The following is a 16,902-nucleotide window of genomic DNA, read 5'->3' on the forward strand; positions in this document are numbered from 1 at the left end:
CCCTTAACGCTCGCTTAACCAGCGGCGTACTTCATCAAAGAAGTGCTGTGAAAGCGGCGTTGCCCTGCCCGGCTCGGCGATCACTACCGCAGCCTGGCGGGTCATCGGCGCTATCGCCAGCGGCCTTGAACAGAGTTCAGGCGTCATAGCCGGCAGCAAATGTCCACGAGGCGAAATCAGACAGCCCAGCCCCACCTGGACACCCTGGATAAGCTGAAACACCGAGGTGGTTTCGAGAATGACGCGCAGCTGAATATCGGCCTCGCGAAAATGCGTGTCCAGATAACGCCGGAAATAGCGCGTTTGCTCCGCCAGGCAAAAAGGGATCGCTTTCAGCGCTGTCAGTTCAAGCGGCTCTTCCCCTTTCAGCTGCGGAAAATGTGCGGGATGGTAAACCACTTCCACTCCGCTGTCCTGCAACGGCTCCGCCTGAAAATGCAGTTCCCGCAGCGTTACCAGTTCAAAAAAACCAATGCCGACATCGACGGTATGGCTGTTGAGCGCATCCAGTAACTGATCGGCGCTCAGTACCGAAACGCGATAGTTAAGTTGCGGATAGCGCTCGCTAATTCCTTTCAGGATCGGCGGCAGAGAGATACTGCACTGCGGCACGACCCCAATTCTTAAGGTGCCGCTGACGCCGTGCTTGAGCGATTCCACTTCAAGTTTAAGCCCCTGATAGACAGAAACAATTTCACGAGCCCAGGTTAACACCCGATCGCCTTCGGGCGTAAAGCCGTCAAAGTTGTTACTGCGATTGATCAGCGACAAACCCAGCTCGCGTTCAAGATTTTTCAGGCGCATAGAGAGCGTCGGCTGGCTGACAAAGCTCGCCTCTGCCGCTCGCCCAAAATGACGCTCACGCTCAAGGTTACACAGATAAATTAATTGTTTGATATCCATTTTTCTTATTTTTCAGAAGGTTATAATTCGTGGATTTTATCAACTTTAAAATTATGTACCCGGCCGTGTACGAAATAAAGAATCTGTATGAGCAATAAAATTTGCTGACCGGACAGGATCTTCAGCCAGCCCGTCAGGGATGTCAATTTAAAGCGCCCTAAAGGATCATTCAACGCGGGTGTAGAGCCGGCTACGGCAGCATTTTTTGTCGTCATTTACTGCTAATGCCAGCAGATACTGGCAGAGTCACTTTGCCCAATTTTGGAGCATGGCAGGAATAAGGCTGGAAATAATACCATCACACCAGCATTTAATATCATTAAAATGCCTTTTATAAAAACATTTCCCTGATTTATAACATCCTGAACGGTTTAGCTGCATGATTCATCAAAACGTATCAAGCATGAAACGATTTACCCCAGAAACTGTTACACTAAGATAACAACAAAAACCCTATGGATTTATAAAATGAAAAACGCCCTGTTTTTTGAAGCAAAAAAAAGTCGTGCTTTCGCCATGATGAAGGCAAAAGGTATGTGGCACAGTACTTATGCTCCACCGTGTCACCGTATTCTATGGAACCTCGGATTCAAGGTCGCCCCGGCGACGCTTGCGCCTTTCTGGACTAACTTTCTCTGTTTTACCGCCGTCTATACGCCTTTCTGGGGTCTGGTGATGTGGTTCGTGTTCTGGGATGCACAATCCGTTGATTTCACGACTGCGTTAGTCACCACCCTGTTGAGTGGCTTGCTTTTCAGTACCGCGATGTCAGTTTTTCAACTGTGGCGCCAAAAAGCTAACCAGCTGCCAGACTGGGAAAGGGTATAACCAGCCCCGCAAGAACGGCACGCAGGCCGTTTTTCCCGGTTCTGTGAGCGACTATCTTTAAATCTTTTTTAATTATTTTAAACCACGCTGAAAATATGCAGTCAACGGTTGCCTGCACGGTGTGAAATAAAATTTAAACCAACACGTTCTCTGCGGAAAATAAAAAATAGTCCCGCTCCGCCATCACCTGTGTCAGCAAACTGCACAGCAACATCGGGTGCCGTTGATTTTCTACCAGACGACAATTTGGGATATTGCTGCTGCTCCGCAATCATCCTTTCTCCGGATGCATTCTTCCCCTCCGAATAAGCGAACACCAGGCCCGCCAGTGCGCTTTTTTGCCTTTAGCCAGGCTAATGGAAGCCTTCCAGCACGCGTCGCAGGGTGCATTCGGAAAATTATTACCTGAAGGGAAGATTAAAATAATTTATTTAGATGGGGACCTGAGCCGCTATTATAGCGGTTCTTTTTATTCCAATAAACCGGCTAAGCTGCCATAGAAAATGACTCGCTTTTTTGCGAGTCATTCCATAACGGCAACAACGATAATCCTTTCATTTAGTTATCAATATCGCTGACCAGCTCATTCATAGTTACATCCAGTGCACCGGCAATCTGATTTATTATCAGCAGTGACGGGTTGCATTTACCGCATTCGATATGACTGATGTAACTTCTGTCAAGATGCGCATCCTGGCTAAGCACTTCCTGACTAAGATGCCTGATTTTTCTGATGTGCTTTACTTTTTTACCAAAGCAGAGCAGCAGGGAAAGGTTGACTCCCGACCCTTTTGCGGCGTTTTTTAAGCTACGCATGAATTTCAAATAAAACGGACATGGTGTTTCGCCTTTATGATGTATAAAACTAATTGTACCACCTCTGTATATTTTTTGTTCAACTCTATTCAGAGTCATGTTCATTTATCGGCGCAGGCTGCAAATTAATATTTTTATCGGCCCGTCGTTGGGTTGTTGTTGCAGGGCCTCTGTGAATTTCACTAAACTCAGCCCTTTGAATATCACCGCATAATTTGATATGACGCTATGCAACATTGAATTACGCTCATCTGAAAATGGAATGACATGACCGACCACCCCGCCGCCCGCCTTTCCCGTAGCGATCTTGCTGACCTGAATGCTTTCAGAGTCGTTGAACGACAGCGCAGTTTCACCCGCGCCGCCGTTGAGCTGGGGATCACCACTTCCGCGCTCAGCCACGCTATCCGCAATCTTGAAACGCGGCTGGGCGTACGGCTTCTCAACCGCACCAGCCGCACGGTCGCCCCGACGGAAGCGGGGTCAAACCTTGCTCTGCGGCTGGATGTTGGTTTTCGGGAAATCGGTGACGCGCTTGACGATATCAACCGGATGCGTGACCGCCCGGTGGGTCGGTTGCGGTTAAACGTACTGAGCGATGGCGCCAGGCTTATCCTCGCGCGCCATCTGCCTAAATTTCTCAACAAGTATCCACAGGTGACGGTTGAAATCAGCGTGGACGATCGCAGGGTGGATATCGTCGCAGAGGGTTTTGACGCGGGGATCCGTTTTGGCGGAACGGTGCCGGAAGAGTTGGTGGCCATCAGGCTGGGTGAGGATCTCCGCTGGATTGCCGTTGCTTCGCCCCGCTACCTGTCTCACCGCTCCGCGCCGGTTATCCCGGAAGAGCTGCGCGAGCATGCCTGCATTCAGCTGAGAACCGGTCAGGGACTTATCGACAAATGGGCATTTTGCAAAGGCAAAGAGCATCGCGTTATTGATGTGCCCGGCCAGGCGTGCGTCAGTGAAACCACGCTGGCGATTGAACTGGCGCTGGCAGGTCACGGAATTGCTTACTGTCTTGAAGATCGGGTTGCCCATCATCTGCGGGCCGGTACGCTACGCGTGGTGCTGGCCGACTGGGCGCACGTAGCGCCAGCCATGTATCTCTACTACCCCGGCCACCGGCAATTACCTCCGGGATTGAAAGAGCTGATTGCATTACTGCGGGAAGAGATAGCCACAGAAAAGCGTTTACCCGAAGCCGCGCTGTGATGCATTAATCAGCGCAGTTTCTCTGCTGCCCTTTTTGTCACCTCAAACCTTTTAGCAATAAAAGCCGCTGATTGCTGTCTGGCCTGCGCAGTCAGTTCTGCCGGGGCGACCCGGGGCGATCCACAAGCAAACGGCGGAGCCGGATCGTATTCCATTTGCAGCTGAATATTCTGCGCAACTTCTGCGCCACGGAGCCGGGCCACCACGCTGAGCGCAAAATCAATGCCGGACGTCACGCCCGCACCGGTGATCCGGTTTCTGTCCTCCACGACACGTTCCGCCACCGGCTGCGCACCGAGCAAAGCAAGCTGGTCGAGCGAAGCCCAGTGGGTGGTAGCTTTGTATCCCTGTAACAGCCCCGCCGCGCCCAGAACCAGTGAACCCGTACACACTGACGTAATCAGGCTGACTTCTTCGCTTTTACGGCGGATAAACGCCAGCGTTTGTTCATCCTCCATCAGGGCTATCTGACCCGGGCCGCCGGGCACACAAAGCACATCCAGTGGCGGACAGCGATCGAAGGTTGTGGACGGTAAAATGGCCATACCCCGGTCGGCCACCACGGGATCGGATGTTTTCCAGATAAGGTGAACCGTAACGCCGGGTGTTCGGGCAAAAACTTCGTAAGGTCCGGTTAAATCGAGTTGCGTGAGGGCCGGAAAAAGTAACAGGCCAACAGATAAAGGGGAGGAAGTCATCTTTTATCGCTCCTTTTGAAAAGCACTATTTATGTCACGGTTTGCAGGTGTTAGCCATTGCCTACAGACAGGCTTTTCAAAAAAAGCGCACAGCTTATTCTGCATTCGCAATTATAAGTTTATTTTATTTTTCCCTGGTGTGCGGATGATTTACCGATGCGGATAAGGCCAGTTATGAACCCAGCCTCCCGCAGAGATTATGCCGGAAGCGATAAACCACACCGCCAGAAAAAGAAAAAGGAAAAGTACAGAAAACTCTATTATATCAGACGCTTTAACATGCTTCATTACTTACCCCTCACGGTTAACGTGGATTAATGACTCAATGCAAAAATAAGATGTTACCGGTAAAACCGCAAGGCGGGCAGGGTTTTAATTTGCATTAATTTTGTTAACTTAAGTTTCAGGCAAAGCATGAAGCAATGTGCAAGAAAGACGAGCCTGTCTGTCCAGGCATGGCTGGAGGGTCTGGTCGCAGCGGCGCGCGCGCGTATAGGCTGATCCGCAGGGCTTCAGGCCACGCCCAATGCCGTTTTGACTTCATGGGCGATTTTTTCCACCTGAGGCCCGTAAATCACCTGAACATCGTGATCGCTGACGCGGTTCACGCCGTTCGCGCCCGTGGTCATCAGCGTCTGGTCAACGACCTCTTTCATCTCTTTGACCCGCACGCGCAGCCGGGTAAAGCAGCAATCGACGTCCTCTATATTGCCCTCGCCGCCCAGCCCGCTAATGATGGTCTGAGTACGCTCATCCGCCGAAACCAGTTTGCGCTCCGGCTCGGCTTCCTCTGACTCTCTTCCCGGCGTTTCCACCCGCCTGCGAAGAATGATCCACTTAAAGCTATAGTAGTAGACCGGCAGATAAATCAGACCCAGCGCGATGCTCCACCACCACTGCGTTTTGCTGCCCCCCAGAATGCCGAACACCACTAAATCGATCGCGCCGCCCTGCACGTTGCCAATCATTAAATGCATCATCGACATCAGCATAAATGACAGGCCGCTGAGAAAAGCATGCAGCAGGTAAAGCACCGGCGAGACAAAAATAAAGCAGAACTCCAGCGGCTCGGTTATGCCGGTGGTAAAGGAGGTCAGCGCACCTGCCAGCACCAGCGCTTTCACCCGTTGCTTATGTTCCGGCCTGGCACAGTGATAAATCGCCAGCGCCGCGGCGGGCAGACCGAACATCATCACCGGAATTTTTCCCTGCGCCAGAAACTGCGTCGCATTGCGGATCGTGTCATCAGGAATCGAGCCCGGGTGCGTTAGCGCCGTATTGAAGATGTTTAGCGCACCGACGACGGTTTGATTATCCACCGTTGCAATGCCGCCAATGGGCGTAAAGCGCACGGTTTCATTGAGGATATGATGCAGGCCGGTCGGGATCAGCAAGCGCTCGCTGGTGCCATAAAGAAACGCGCCATACTGTCCGCTTTTACCAATCAGCTCGCCCACCCAGGCGATGCCCGCGCCGATGGTCGGCCAGATCATCGCCAGCAGGACGCCCACCAGCGGCAGAACCAGTACGGTGACAATAGGCACAAAACGTCGGCCGCCAAAAAAGCCGATCGCCGTCGGTAACTGCGTGGTGTAGAAGCGATTATGGATAACAACCGTCAGCAATCCGGCGATGACGCCGCCAAGCACGCTCATGTTGTAAGTAAAAATCCCTAACATTTCACTGTATTCTGCCGATGTCATCATAGCGGCAGTCTGCGCCATCCCTTTCGCCTGTAATGCTTCTGGCGTGGTGGTGGCGGCAGTTAAGCCCTGAGCGGCAAGCGTGGCACTTACGCCCACATGCATGGCGATAAAGCCAATTACGGCGGCAAAGGCAGCGGTGGGTTTCTCGGCTTTAGCCAGGCCAATCGCGCTCGCAACGGCAAAGAACAGCGGTAAATTAGCGAACAGCGCGCCAGCAACTTTACGGATAAAACCGATAATGAGCTGGGGCGTATGCAGGCTGGCGAAGGCTTCTCCAGTGATGGCAGGGTTCTGCATCGCTGCGGCCACGCCGAGAAAAATACCGGCCGCGGCGATGACCGAAATGGGCATCATCAACGCCTTACCAAAAGCATGAATTTTGCTAGCAAATTCTTTCACGGGCTGCTCCATTGAGGTCGCAAAGCCTAATTATTAGTCAGCTCGCTACGTGATGGAGGCAAAAGCATAACAATACGCATGATTCTTTGAAGCCGTTCACGCTTTAGCGATAAACCACAGCTATCGCATGATTAAAGCAATCAATTAGACAATTTTGTTACCGAGTTGCAGACTTACCGGATAAAAGAAGTAATAACTTCTTAACAACTCATAAACATAATAGACACCTGCGAAGCGATATGAAATTTAAAACTGCAATCAAACCCTACCAGGCGGCGGCGGGCGGCTGGGGCTCACTTGAGGCTACTACCCGTTTCGTTTTTGACAGCAAACAAGTTTTAAAAAATATGCGCAACCTGATGCGCATGAACAAAGCAAAAGGCTTTGACTGCCCGGGCTGTGCCTGGGGCGATGACAACAAAAGTACCTTCAGCTTCTGTGAAAACGGTGCAAAAGCCGTGACCTGGGAAGCGACGCGCCGCTTTATCGACGCCAGCTTCTTTGCTCAGTACAGCGTTTCTGCCCTCTATCAGCAGAGCGACTATTTCCTGGAATATCAGGGCCGCCTGACTGAACCTTTGCGTTATAACCGCGAAACCGACCACTACGAGCCTATCAGCTGGGACGATGCTTTTGCGCTCATCGCGAAGCATATTCAGGCAATGGACAATCCGCATCAGATGGAGCTGTACACTTCGGGTCGCGCCAGCAACGAAGCCTCCTGGCTTTATCAGCTGTTTGGCCGCATGAATGGCAGCAACAACTTCCCTGACTGTTCAAACATGTGTCATGAGGCCAGCGGCTCGGGCCTGAAGCGCAGTATTGGCGTGGGTAAAGGCACCATCCGTCTGGATGACTTTGATCATGCCGATGCCATTTTTGTCTTTGGCCAAAACCCGGGAACTAACCATCCTCGCATGCTACACAGCCTGCGTCATGCTGCTGACCACGGTGCTAAAATTGTCACCTTCAATACGCTGCGTGAACGTGGACTCGAGCGTTTTGCCGATCCACAAAAACCGCTGGAAGTGGTGACCAGTAAAGCCGGTACCATCAGTTCTACCTATTACCAGCCAAACCTCGGTGGTGATATGGCTGCCGTACGCGGCATGGTGAAAGTGCTGGCAGAAAACCATTTTGCGCTGATCGCTGCGGGTGAAAAAGGCCTGTTTGATGAAGTGTTTATCAATGCGAAAACGGAAGGTCTTGATGCTTATCTGGCCGCCGTTGCCGCGACCGAATGGCCGCAGATTGTGCAGCAGTCTGGCCTGAGCGAGCAGCAAATCCGCGAAGCGGCCGCTATTTATCAACATTCTGAGCGCGTGATCTGTACCTGGGCGATGGGGATTACCCAGCACAAACACTCGGTCGATACCGTGCGTGAAATCGTTAACCTTCAGCTGCTGTTTGGCCAGCTGGGCAAAAAAGGCGCTGGCCTCTGCCCGGTTCGCGGCCACAGTAACGTGCAGGGCAACCGTACCATGGGCATTGATGAGAAGCCGACCCAGGCGTTTCTCGACAGCCTGGGCAAGCACTTCAACTTTGAGCCGCCGCGTGAAATCGGTCACAACACGGTTGAAGCGCTGGAAGCGATGCTGCGCGATGAAATCAAAGTGCTGATTGCGCTGGGGGGCAACCTTGCGGCCGCGGCACCAGACAGTCCGCGGACTGAAGAAGCGTTGCGCCGCTGCGGCCTGACCGTACAGATCAGCACCAAGCTGAACCGCAGCCACCTCTGTCCGGGTGCGGTTGACGCGCTGATCCTGCCGACGCTGGGTCGTACCGAGCAGGATATTCAGGCAACCGGCCCGCAGTTTATTACCGTAGAAGACTCCTTCAGCATGGTTCACGCGTCTGAAGGCGTCGGTAAACCGCTGGCGGATACGCAACGTTCTGAAACGGCAATTGTGGCCGGTATTGCTCACGCGGTGCTGGGTTCGGAGAAAGTGGACTGGCTGGGCCTGGCTGCGGATTATAATAAAATTCGTGACCATATCGCCGCTACCATCCCAGGTTTCAGCGACTTTAACGCTAAGTGCGATATTAAAGGCGGTTTCTACCTGGGCAACGCAGCGGCAGAGTTCCGCTTCAATACGCTGAATAATAAAGCGCAGTTCAGCGCGGCTCGCCTGCCGGATTCCCTGTTCCCGCAGCTGGGTGATGTTGAAGTGCCATTCACGCTGCAAACGCTGCGCTCTCACGACCAGTACAACACCACGATCTACGGCCTCGATGACCGTTACCGTGGCGTTTATGGCCAGCGCGAAGTGCTGTTTATCCATCCTGATGATATGGCGAAACTGGGCTTCACCGCGGGCGAAAACGTCGATATCGAAACGCTGTGGAATGACGGTATTACCCGCAAAGTCTTTGGCTTTAAACTGGTGCCTTACAATATCCCTGAGGGCAACCTCGCGGCTTATTACCCGGAGACCAATCCGCTGGTTCCGCTTTCCAGCTTCGGTGACGGCAGCGGGACGCCAACGTCGAAATCTGTCCCGGTGAAAATCACCCGTTCAGAGGCGAAAAGCGACCTGCGTATTGCCTGACGGGACAGCTGTCCGAGTTCTTAAAGCCGGGATTTTCCCGGCTTTTTACTTGCCGCGAAGCGGTTAATCGCGTAAAACTGTCTGCCGCTCTTAGGCCACGAAAACTGTTGAGATTATGTTCCAGGATAACCCGCTGCTCGCGCAGCTCAAAGAGAAACTCCACTCCCAGACGCCGCGTGTTGAGGGTGTGGTAAAAGGCACTGAAAAAGGTTTCGGCTTTCTGGAAGTCGATGCCCAGAAAAGCTATTTCATCCCGCCACCGTTCATGAAAAAAGTCATGCACGGCGACCGCGTGAGCGCGGTGCTGCAAACGGATAAGGATCGTGAAGTTGCCGATCCGGAAACGCTTATCGAGCCTTTCCTCACCCGTTTTGTTGGCCGCGTTCAGCGTAAAGATGACCGTCTGTCTATCGTTCCCGACCATCCTCTGTTAAGGGATGCGATCCAGTGCCGCGCGGACCGTAGCGTACAGCATGATTTCCAGGCGGGCGACTGGGCCGTGGCCGAGATGCGTCGTCATCCCCTGAAGGGCGACCGTACTTTTTACGCTGAGCTGACCGCTTTTATCACCACCGCAGACGACCATCTGGCACCGTGGTGGGTGACACTGTCACGTCATAACCTCGAGCGCGAAGCACCAGAAGCCGTTACCGGCGAAATGAGGGACGAAGGCCTGGTGCGTGAAGATCTGACCGCGCTGGATTTCGTCACTATTGACAGTGCCAGCACCGAAGATATGGACGATGCGCTGTATGTGGAAGAACTGGCCGACGGCCAGCTGCGTCTGACCATCGCCATTGCCGATCCGACCGCGTACGTTGCGGCAGACAGCCCGCTTGATGCCATCGCCGCCGAGCGTTCGTTCACCAACTATCTGCCCGGCTTCAACATCCCGATGCTGCCGCGTCAGCTGTCTGACGATATTTGTTCGCTGCGCCCTAATGAGCGTCGTCCAGTGCTGGCCTGCCGCGTAACCGTAGCGGCTGACGGCACGCTGGGTGAGGATGTCCACTTCTTTGCCGCCTGGATTGAATCCAAAGCGAAGCTGGCCTACGACAATGTTTCTGACTGGCTGGAAAACAGCGGTACATGGCAGCCGGAAAACGACGCTATTGCGACGCAGATCCGTCTGCTGCACAAGCTGTGTCTGGCGCGCGGCGAATGGCGTAAAACCCATGCGCTGGTATTTAAGGATCGTCCTGACTTCCGCTTCCTGCTGGGCGAAAAGGGCGAAGTGCTGGATATCATTGCCGAGCACCGTCGTATCGCTAACCGCATTGTCGAAGAAGCGATGATCACGGCAAATATCTGCGCCGCTGCCGTGCTGCGCGATAAGCTGGGCTTTGGTATCTATAACATTCACCAGGGCTTTGATGCGGTAAACGCTGAACAGGCCGCTGCGGTGCTGGAAAACCACGGCGTGAAAGTAGATCCGGTCGCCATCGCTACGCTGGAAGGCTTCCGCATCATGCGTCGCGAACTGGATGCTCAGCCTACCCAGTTCCTCGACAGCCGTATCCGTCGTTTCCAGTCGTTTGCCGAAATCGGCATCGAGCCAGGCCCGCACTTTGGCCTTGGTCTGGAAGCTTACGCGACCTGGACCTCACCGATCCGTAAGTATGGCGATATGATTAACCATCGCCTGCTGAAAGCGATGATCAAAGGCGAAGCGGCGAGCCGTCCACAGGATGACGTCACGGTCAAAATGAGCGAACGTCGTCGTCTGAACCGCATGGCCGAGCGCGATGTGGGTGACTGGCTGTACTCACGCTTCCTGCAAAAATCTGCCGGAACCGATGAGCGTTTTGCTGCCGAGATCATTGATGTTTCGCGTGGCGGCATGCGCGTGCGCCTGACCGCTAACGGCGCGGTGGCCTTTATCCCTGCCCCGTTCATCCATGCCGTACGTGATGAGATGGTGTGCAGCCAGGAAAATGGCACCGTACAGATTAAAGGCGAAGTGGTTTATCGCGTTACTGACGTGATTGAAGTGACTATCGCTGAAGTCCGTATGGAAACCCGCAGTATCGTCGCGCGCCCGGTGGCGTAACGCGCTTAACAGGCGGGATAATCTTCCTCCCGCCTGTTTTCTTGCCCGCCTGCGTTAAGTTGCACCCTAATCCCCTCCTGCCCGTTCAACAAAAAATTCTTTGCTACCTCACAGATCTCTCCTGATTGGCTTTCATTAACAAATAATTACATTAGTTTTAACATCATCATTAACATTGAGCTGGCTGCGCCAGGGAGTTTGTCATGAGAAATGTTAAAACCGGGGTAATTTGGACGGGCGTCGCACTGATTGGCGCGACTGCCTTTGCCATGCTGGCGCTGAGTCGGGGGGAACACGTTAATGCTCTCTGGCTGGTGGTTGCCGCCGTAGCCTGCTACAGCATCGCGTGGCGCTTTTACAGCCTGTTTATTGCCCGCAATATTTTTGAGCTGGATGACCGCAGGCTGACGCCAGCCGAAAGAAAAAACGATGGTCTGGACTATGTTCCCACCAATAAATGGGTGCTGTTTGGTCACCATTTCGCCGCCATTGCGGGCGCGGGTCCGCTGGTCGGCCCTATTCTTGCCGCGCAGATGGGCTTCCTGCCCGGGACGCTGTGGATATTGATTGGCGTCATGCTGGCGGGAGCCGTACAAGATTTCTTGATCCTGTTTATTTCAACGCGACGTGATGGCCGCTCGCTGGGCGAGATGGCAAAGCAGGAGCTGGGCGCCTTTGCTGGCGTGGTGACGATGCTGGGCGCGCTTGGCGTAATGATCATTATTCTGTCTGCCCTGGCGCTGGTCGTCGTAAAAGCGTTGGCCAATAGCCCGTGGGGATTATTTACCCTTGCCGCCACCATTCCTATCGCGCTGTTTATGGGCATTTATATGCGTTTTCTGCGGCCCGGAAAAATCGCTGAGGTCTCGTTGATTGGTTTTGTGCTGATGATGGCGGCCATTATTTTTGGCGGCAACATCGCACAGCATCCCTTCTGGGGCCCCTTCTTTACCCTGAAAGGCACCACGCTCACCTGGGTCCTGGTAATTTATGGTTTTATCGCGTCGGTGCTGCCCGTCTGGCTGCTGCTGGCACCGCGTGATTACCTTTCTACCTTTTTAAAAATCGGGGTCATTATCGGCCTCGCCGTTGGCATTTTATTTGCCATGCCGGAAATGAAAATGCCGGCGGTGACAAAGTTTATCGACGGCAGCGGTCCGGTATTTTCCGGCAGCCTGTTCCCGTTTTTATTTATTACCATCGCCTGTGGTGCTATTTCCGGTTTTCATGCGCTGGTTTCCAGCGGGACAACGCCAAAACTTGTCGAACGCGAGAGCCATATGCGCCTGATTGGCTATGGCGCGATGTTAATGGAATCTTTCGTGGCTATCATGGCGCTGATCTGTGCTTCGGTCATCGACCCCGGCGTTTATTTTGCGATGAACTCTCCGGCGGCGTTAATCGGAACCACCGTTGAAACCGCCTCGCAGGCCATTAACAGCTGGGGATTCGTTGTTACGCCTGAAATGCTGACGGTTACGGCACGAGACGTGGGCGAAGCCACCATCCTTTCCCGAGCGGGCGGCGCGCCGACTTTCGCCGTAGGCATGGCGCATATCATTACTGACGTCTTTAACAGCCGGGCAATGATGGCGTTCTGGTATCACTTCGCCATTCTGTTTGAAGCCTTGTTTATTCTGACTGCGGTAGATGCCGGAACGCGTGCCTGCCGGTTTATGGTGCAGGATTTGGCAGGGACTATCGTGCCTTCACTGGCAAATAACCGCTCATGGTTGGGAAATCTGGCGGGCACCGCCGTTGCCGTCGCAGGCTGGGGATTCTTTGTTTATCAGGGCGTCGTCGATCCGCTTGGCGGCATCAATACGCTGTGGCCGCTGTTCGGCATCGGTAATCAGATGCTGGCATCCATGGCACTGATCCTCGGCACCGTGGTGCTGTTCCGGATGAAGAAGCAGCGCTATGCCTGGGTCACTATTTTACCGACCGCCTGGCTGTTTATCACTTCAATGACCGCTGGCTGGCAGAAGATTTTCCACGAGAAACCGAGCATCGGTTTTCTGGCTCAGGCACGTAAGTTTTCTAAAGGAGTGGAGGAAGGCGTCATTATTGCGCCCGCTAAAACTCTCGCGGATATGCAGACCATCGTTTTCAGTAATCAGATTAACGCCGCGCTCTGTGGTTTTTTCATGCTGGTTGCCGTGACCATGCTGATCGCCGCGTTTTTTGTTATTCGACGCGCGCTAACGAGCCCAACCCCTACCGTGCATGAATCGGAACAGATCCTGCGAAGTGAGGTGCGTCATGTCTGAGGCCATTTTTGCACGCGCTAAAAGGCGCTCATTGCAGGTGCGGCGTTGCTATCCACTACCGGCAGCGCCAGCGCCGCAGCCCTTTACGCTACGGCTGTTGATTTCGCGGCTGGCGCAAAGTTTTCGACTGATGGTTGGCGTACAGGATTACGGTAATTATGTTCGTCATATGCAGCTAAAACATCCTGATACTCCGCCAATGACGGAGAAAGCATTCCATCGCTACTGTCTTGATGCCCGCTACCCCTCAAAGGCGGGTAAAATAGGAAAATGTCCCTGCTGAATAACGGCCCCGAACATTCGCTCGGGGCCGAATTACTCTATACTTAATTCATTACATAAAAAATATATTACCCCTACGCCTTGAGATTCTGCCGATCGCCGAATACTGTTGCTTACGATGAAAGACCCTTACTACTTAGCATCCCTCAAGGAGATACGTGATGACCAGTGATGAAGGGCAATCATTGCTTTATACCTGGTTTGGAACCAGCAGCCCTCATTGGCGTTTAAAGTCTGACAGCGACGCACTTTTGTTTGCCGAAGATGAACTGGCCAGTACACATGTCGTCATTGCACTAACGCCTTCACAAGCAAATTTATTACGCGCCATGACGGTGATTACATCCAGCGTCAATCTGACGCTAAACCTCTATGGCGAGTCATTATCAATGCATCTTGTTGGACGTAAGGTGAACCAGTCCGAATGGGCTGGTAGTGCTTCCGCATGGGGCGACACTACGGCGGTCGCACGCGATCTGGTTTCGGGACTCTCTTTTGCCGAACAGGTCGTTTCTGAAGCCAATTCGGTGATTGTTATCCTCGATCAGCACGGTAATATTCAGCGTTTCAACCGTAAAAGCGAGGAATATACCGGGCTGAAAGAACAGGAAGTTATTGGCCGCAATGTGTTTCAGCTGTTTATGACACGCCGGGAAGCCGCGGCATCGCGCCGTAACGTCAGCGGTTTTTTCCGCGACGGTAATTCATATGAAGTGGAACGCTGGATTAAAACCCTTCAAGGTCAGCGTTTGTTCCTTTTTCGTAATAAGTTTGTGCACAGCGGCAGCGGCAAGAATGAAATCTACCTGATCTGCTCCGGGACGGATATTACCGAAGAGCGCCGTGCACAGGAGCGCCTGCACGTTCTGGCCAACACCGATAGCGTGACCGGCCTGCCTAACCGTAATGCGATAAATAATGCTATCGCCGAGGCGCTGGCGAACGATCAGCAAGTCGGTATCGTCTATCTTGATTTGGACAATTTTAAAAAGGTTAATGACGCCTACGGACATATGTTCGGCGATAGGCTGCTGCAAATGGTTTCACTGGCGATTCTGAACTGTCTGGATGAGGAGCAGACGCTGGCGCGCCTTGGCGGCGACGAATTCATCGTGCTGTCCAGACAGGCTACTCAGGTTTCGCTGGAAGCGATGTCGTCGCGTATTCTTCACCGGCTCAAAGAACCGTTCCGGCTCGGCCCGATTGAAGTTTACTCAGGCTGCTCAATTGGCATAGCTATCAGCCCTGAGCATGGTGAGGATCGCGAGAGTTTAATCCGTAATGCGGATACGGCGATGTATAGCGCGAAAGAGAACGGTCGGGGGCGGTTCTGCATTTTCTCAGCGGAAATGAACCGACGGGTATTTGAATATTTGTGGCTGGATACCAATTTACGTAAGGCGCTCGATCAAAATCAGCTGCTGATCCATTATCAGCCAAAACTGGACCGTGAAGGGAACGTGAACAGCGTCGAGGCGCTGGTTCGCTGGACATCACCCGAGCGTGGGCTGGTTTCTCCCAGAGATTTTATTTCCTATGCTGAAGAGTCAGGACTGATCGTGCCGCTTGGGCGTTGGGTCATCCATACCGCACTGGCGCAGGTTGTACGCTGGCGGGAAAAAGGCATTAACCTTCGCGTGGCGGTGAATGTTTCGCCGCGTCAGCTTATCGATCAGAATATCTACATCGATCTGAAACTGGCGTTGCAGGAGGCCCGGCTTGCCAGCTGCCCTATTGATATTGAACTGACCGAAAGCTGCCTGATTGAGAATGAGCAACAGGCACTCACGCTGATGGAGCAGTTTCGGCAGCTTGGCGCAGAAGTGCATCTTGACGATTTTGGCACCGGTTACTCCTCGCTTTCCCAGCTGGCACGCATGCCGATTGATACCATCAAGCTTGACCGCAGTTTTGTGCATAATGTTAATAATCAGCCGGTTTCGCAGTCGCTGGTACGGGCGATTGTCGCCGTGGCGAAGGCATTGGATTTAAAGGTGATTGCTGAGGGTATCGAAACCGTTGAAGAGGAAATGTTTATTATGGCGAGCGGTGTAGACGCTCGCCAGGGATTTTTATACGCCAGACCTATGCCCCCCGCTGAACTGGAGGACTGGCTGGCAACCGTTAAAGGTTAGCCCGCTTTACGCATAGCCTGCGCGCTGTGGCGATCCTGCAACTGAACCAGCCGTTCCATATAAGCAATATCTTTCGGCTCAATCGAGAAGGCAAAATCCACCCAGTCTTCGGTTATGTCCATTAATTCGGCCCGCGTCAGTTGAAGCACCCGCTGACGCGCTTTTAACATTGCCCTGACCCCATTCAGTTTCGGCCTCATCGTGTCAATAAAAGTACGCGTGGCCTGATAGCCTTCGCCCGGCTGAAAGAGCCTGTCCACCAGCCCGCGTGCTTCAAACCACTCGGCCGAGTGTGATTCCCCTTCAAAGATTAACTCTTCAGCCACTTTCATTCCTGCGCGACGGGAGACCAGTGAGTAGCCGCCCATCCCCGGAAACAGGTTAAAAGCAATTTCAGGGAAGCCCATTCTCGCCGTATCCTGTGCCAGGATAAAATGGTGAGCCAGTGCCGCCTCGAAACCGCCGCCTAACGCGCTTCCTTCTACCATTGCAATTGAGACGGCGCCGGTGTCAAATCCTCGTGCTGCCGCATGAATGCAATCAACACAAGCCCTGGCATAAGCCCGAAGCGCCTCACGCTGACCATTTTTGATGGACTCAACAAAAAAACGCAGATCGCCACCGGCATTAAACATGTTGGGCACCAGTGAACCCGTTACCCAAAAGTCTATCTGCAGACCTGAGCGTTGCGCGGCATAGCTGAGATTCATAATCTCTTCAATCAGCGCGTGGTTAAAGCTTGGGCGTGGCTGCGCCCTGAGCATCATCCACAGCGTGCGACGCCCTTCTTCATAGTACGCAGTGAGTTGCGTTGTTTGTCCAGCTTCAGTAAACAGCTTACAGGTTGTCTGATTAATTACGGTCATACTCTCATCCTTAGTTTATGGGTGCGCTTAAACGCGGCCCAAGCGTAATGCAGAGAATGACCTTGCTTAACTCAGAGATGATTTTTAAGGTGAAATAATTTGGTTATTACCATAAATACCCTAAAAACAGCAGCCGTAAGAGGAGAGACACCCCCTTACAACCATAAAAAATCGTTATATTACCT

General features: G+C 52.9%; 13 protein-coding genes. 7 read left to right on the forward strand and 6 right to left on the reverse strand.

Features of this window, described 5'->3' with window-relative positions:
• Positions 1–3: 3 nt before the first annotated feature.
• The gene (locus AAGQ96_RS11290) at positions 4–903 is read right to left on the reverse strand and encodes a LysR family transcriptional regulator (protein ID WP_147198131.1); all 900 of its coding nucleotides are present in this window, start codon (positions 901–903) and stop codon (positions 4–6) included.
• Positions 904–1,371: 468 nt separating this feature from the next.
• Here AAGQ96_RS11290 and AAGQ96_RS11295 point away from each other — a divergent pair, with 468 nt between their 5' ends.
• Positions 1,372–1,731: a DUF6404 family protein gene (locus AAGQ96_RS11295; RefSeq protein ID WP_147198133.1), complete on the forward strand. Its 360-nt coding sequence runs from the start codon at positions 1,372–1,374 to the stop codon at positions 1,729–1,731.
• A 101-nt stretch (positions 1,732–1,832) separates the two neighbouring features.
• Here AAGQ96_RS11295 and AAGQ96_RS11300 read toward each other — a convergent pair whose 3' ends face one another.
• The gene (locus AAGQ96_RS11300; RefSeq protein ID WP_342753591.1) at positions 1,833–2,006 is read right to left on the reverse strand and encodes a hypothetical protein; all 174 of its coding nucleotides are present in this window, start codon (positions 2,004–2,006) and stop codon (positions 1,833–1,835) included.
• A gap of 283 nt (positions 2,007–2,289) precedes the next feature.
• A complete protein-coding gene (locus AAGQ96_RS11305) occupies positions 2,290–2,652 on the reverse strand; it encodes a helix-turn-helix transcriptional regulator (protein WP_342753592.1) in 363 nt (120 codons plus the stop codon).
• A gap of 162 nt (positions 2,653–2,814) precedes the next feature.
• Here AAGQ96_RS11305 and AAGQ96_RS11310 point away from each other — a divergent pair, with 162 nt between their 5' ends.
• Positions 2,815–3,762 carry a LysR family transcriptional regulator gene (locus tag AAGQ96_RS11310; protein ID WP_147198134.1) on the forward strand — a complete coding sequence of 316 codons (948 nt, stop codon included), beginning with the start codon at positions 2,815–2,817 and terminating at the stop codon, positions 3,760–3,762.
• Positions 3,763–3,770: 8 nt separating this feature from the next.
• On the opposite strand, the gene AAGQ96_RS11315 is transcribed toward AAGQ96_RS11310, so the two are convergent.
• Positions 3,771–4,460, reverse strand: a complete 690-nt coding sequence (locus AAGQ96_RS11315) for a DJ-1/PfpI family protein (RefSeq protein ID WP_342753593.1) — start codon at positions 4,458–4,460, stop codon at positions 3,771–3,773.
• 512 nt (positions 4,461–4,972) lie between these two features.
• Positions 4,973–6,565 (reverse strand): PTS transporter subunit EIIC, encoded by a 1,593-nt coding sequence (locus AAGQ96_RS11320; RefSeq protein ID WP_342753594.1) that lies wholly within the window; start codon positions 6,563–6,565, stop codon positions 4,973–4,975.
• A gap of 239 nt (positions 6,566–6,804) precedes the next feature.
• Here AAGQ96_RS11320 and AAGQ96_RS11325 point away from each other — a divergent pair, with 239 nt between their 5' ends.
• The 5 genes from AAGQ96_RS11325 to pdeR all read left to right on the forward strand — a co-directional run bounded on the left by AAGQ96_RS11325 (position 6,805) and on the right by pdeR (position 15,851).
• Entirely contained in the window at positions 6,805–9,114 is a 2,310-nt protein-coding gene (locus tag AAGQ96_RS11325) for an FdhF/YdeP family oxidoreductase (RefSeq protein ID WP_147198140.1), read from the forward strand.
• A 115-nt stretch (positions 9,115–9,229) separates the two neighbouring features.
• Entirely contained in the window at positions 9,230–11,164 is a 1,935-nt protein-coding gene (locus AAGQ96_RS11330) for an exoribonuclease II (RefSeq protein WP_342753595.1), read from the forward strand.
• Between the two features lie 203 nt (positions 11,165–11,367).
• Positions 11,368–13,434, forward strand: coding sequence for a carbon starvation CstA family protein (locus AAGQ96_RS11335; RefSeq protein ID WP_342753596.1), 2,067 nt, complete (start codon positions 11,368–11,370; stop codon positions 13,432–13,434).
• Complete coding sequence (locus tag AAGQ96_RS11340) at positions 13,427–13,717, forward strand: CstA-like transporter-associated (seleno)protein (protein ID WP_147198146.1); 291 nt, start codon at positions 13,427–13,429, stop codon at positions 13,715–13,717. The genes AAGQ96_RS11335 and AAGQ96_RS11340 overlap by 8 nt, the downstream gene beginning before the upstream one ends.
• A gap of 160 nt (positions 13,718–13,877) precedes the next feature.
• Positions 13,878–15,851: a cyclic di-GMP phosphodiesterase gene (pdeR, locus tag AAGQ96_RS11345; RefSeq protein ID WP_342753597.1), complete on the forward strand. Its 1,974-nt coding sequence runs from the start codon at positions 13,878–13,880 to the stop codon at positions 15,849–15,851.
• Here the strand turns inward: pdeR and AAGQ96_RS11350 are convergent.
• Positions 15,848–16,717: a crotonase/enoyl-CoA hydratase family protein gene (locus AAGQ96_RS11350; protein ID WP_147198150.1), complete on the reverse strand. Its 870-nt coding sequence runs from the start codon at positions 16,715–16,717 to the stop codon at positions 15,848–15,850. The two genes, pdeR and AAGQ96_RS11350, sit on opposite strands and share 4 nt — an antisense overlap.
• Positions 16,718–16,902: the final 185 nt, after the last annotated feature.

It is taken from the genome of Pantoea sp. MBD-2R, assembly GCF_039134845.1.
GTDB lineage: Bacteria > Pseudomonadota > Gammaproteobacteria > Enterobacterales > Enterobacteriaceae > Erwinia.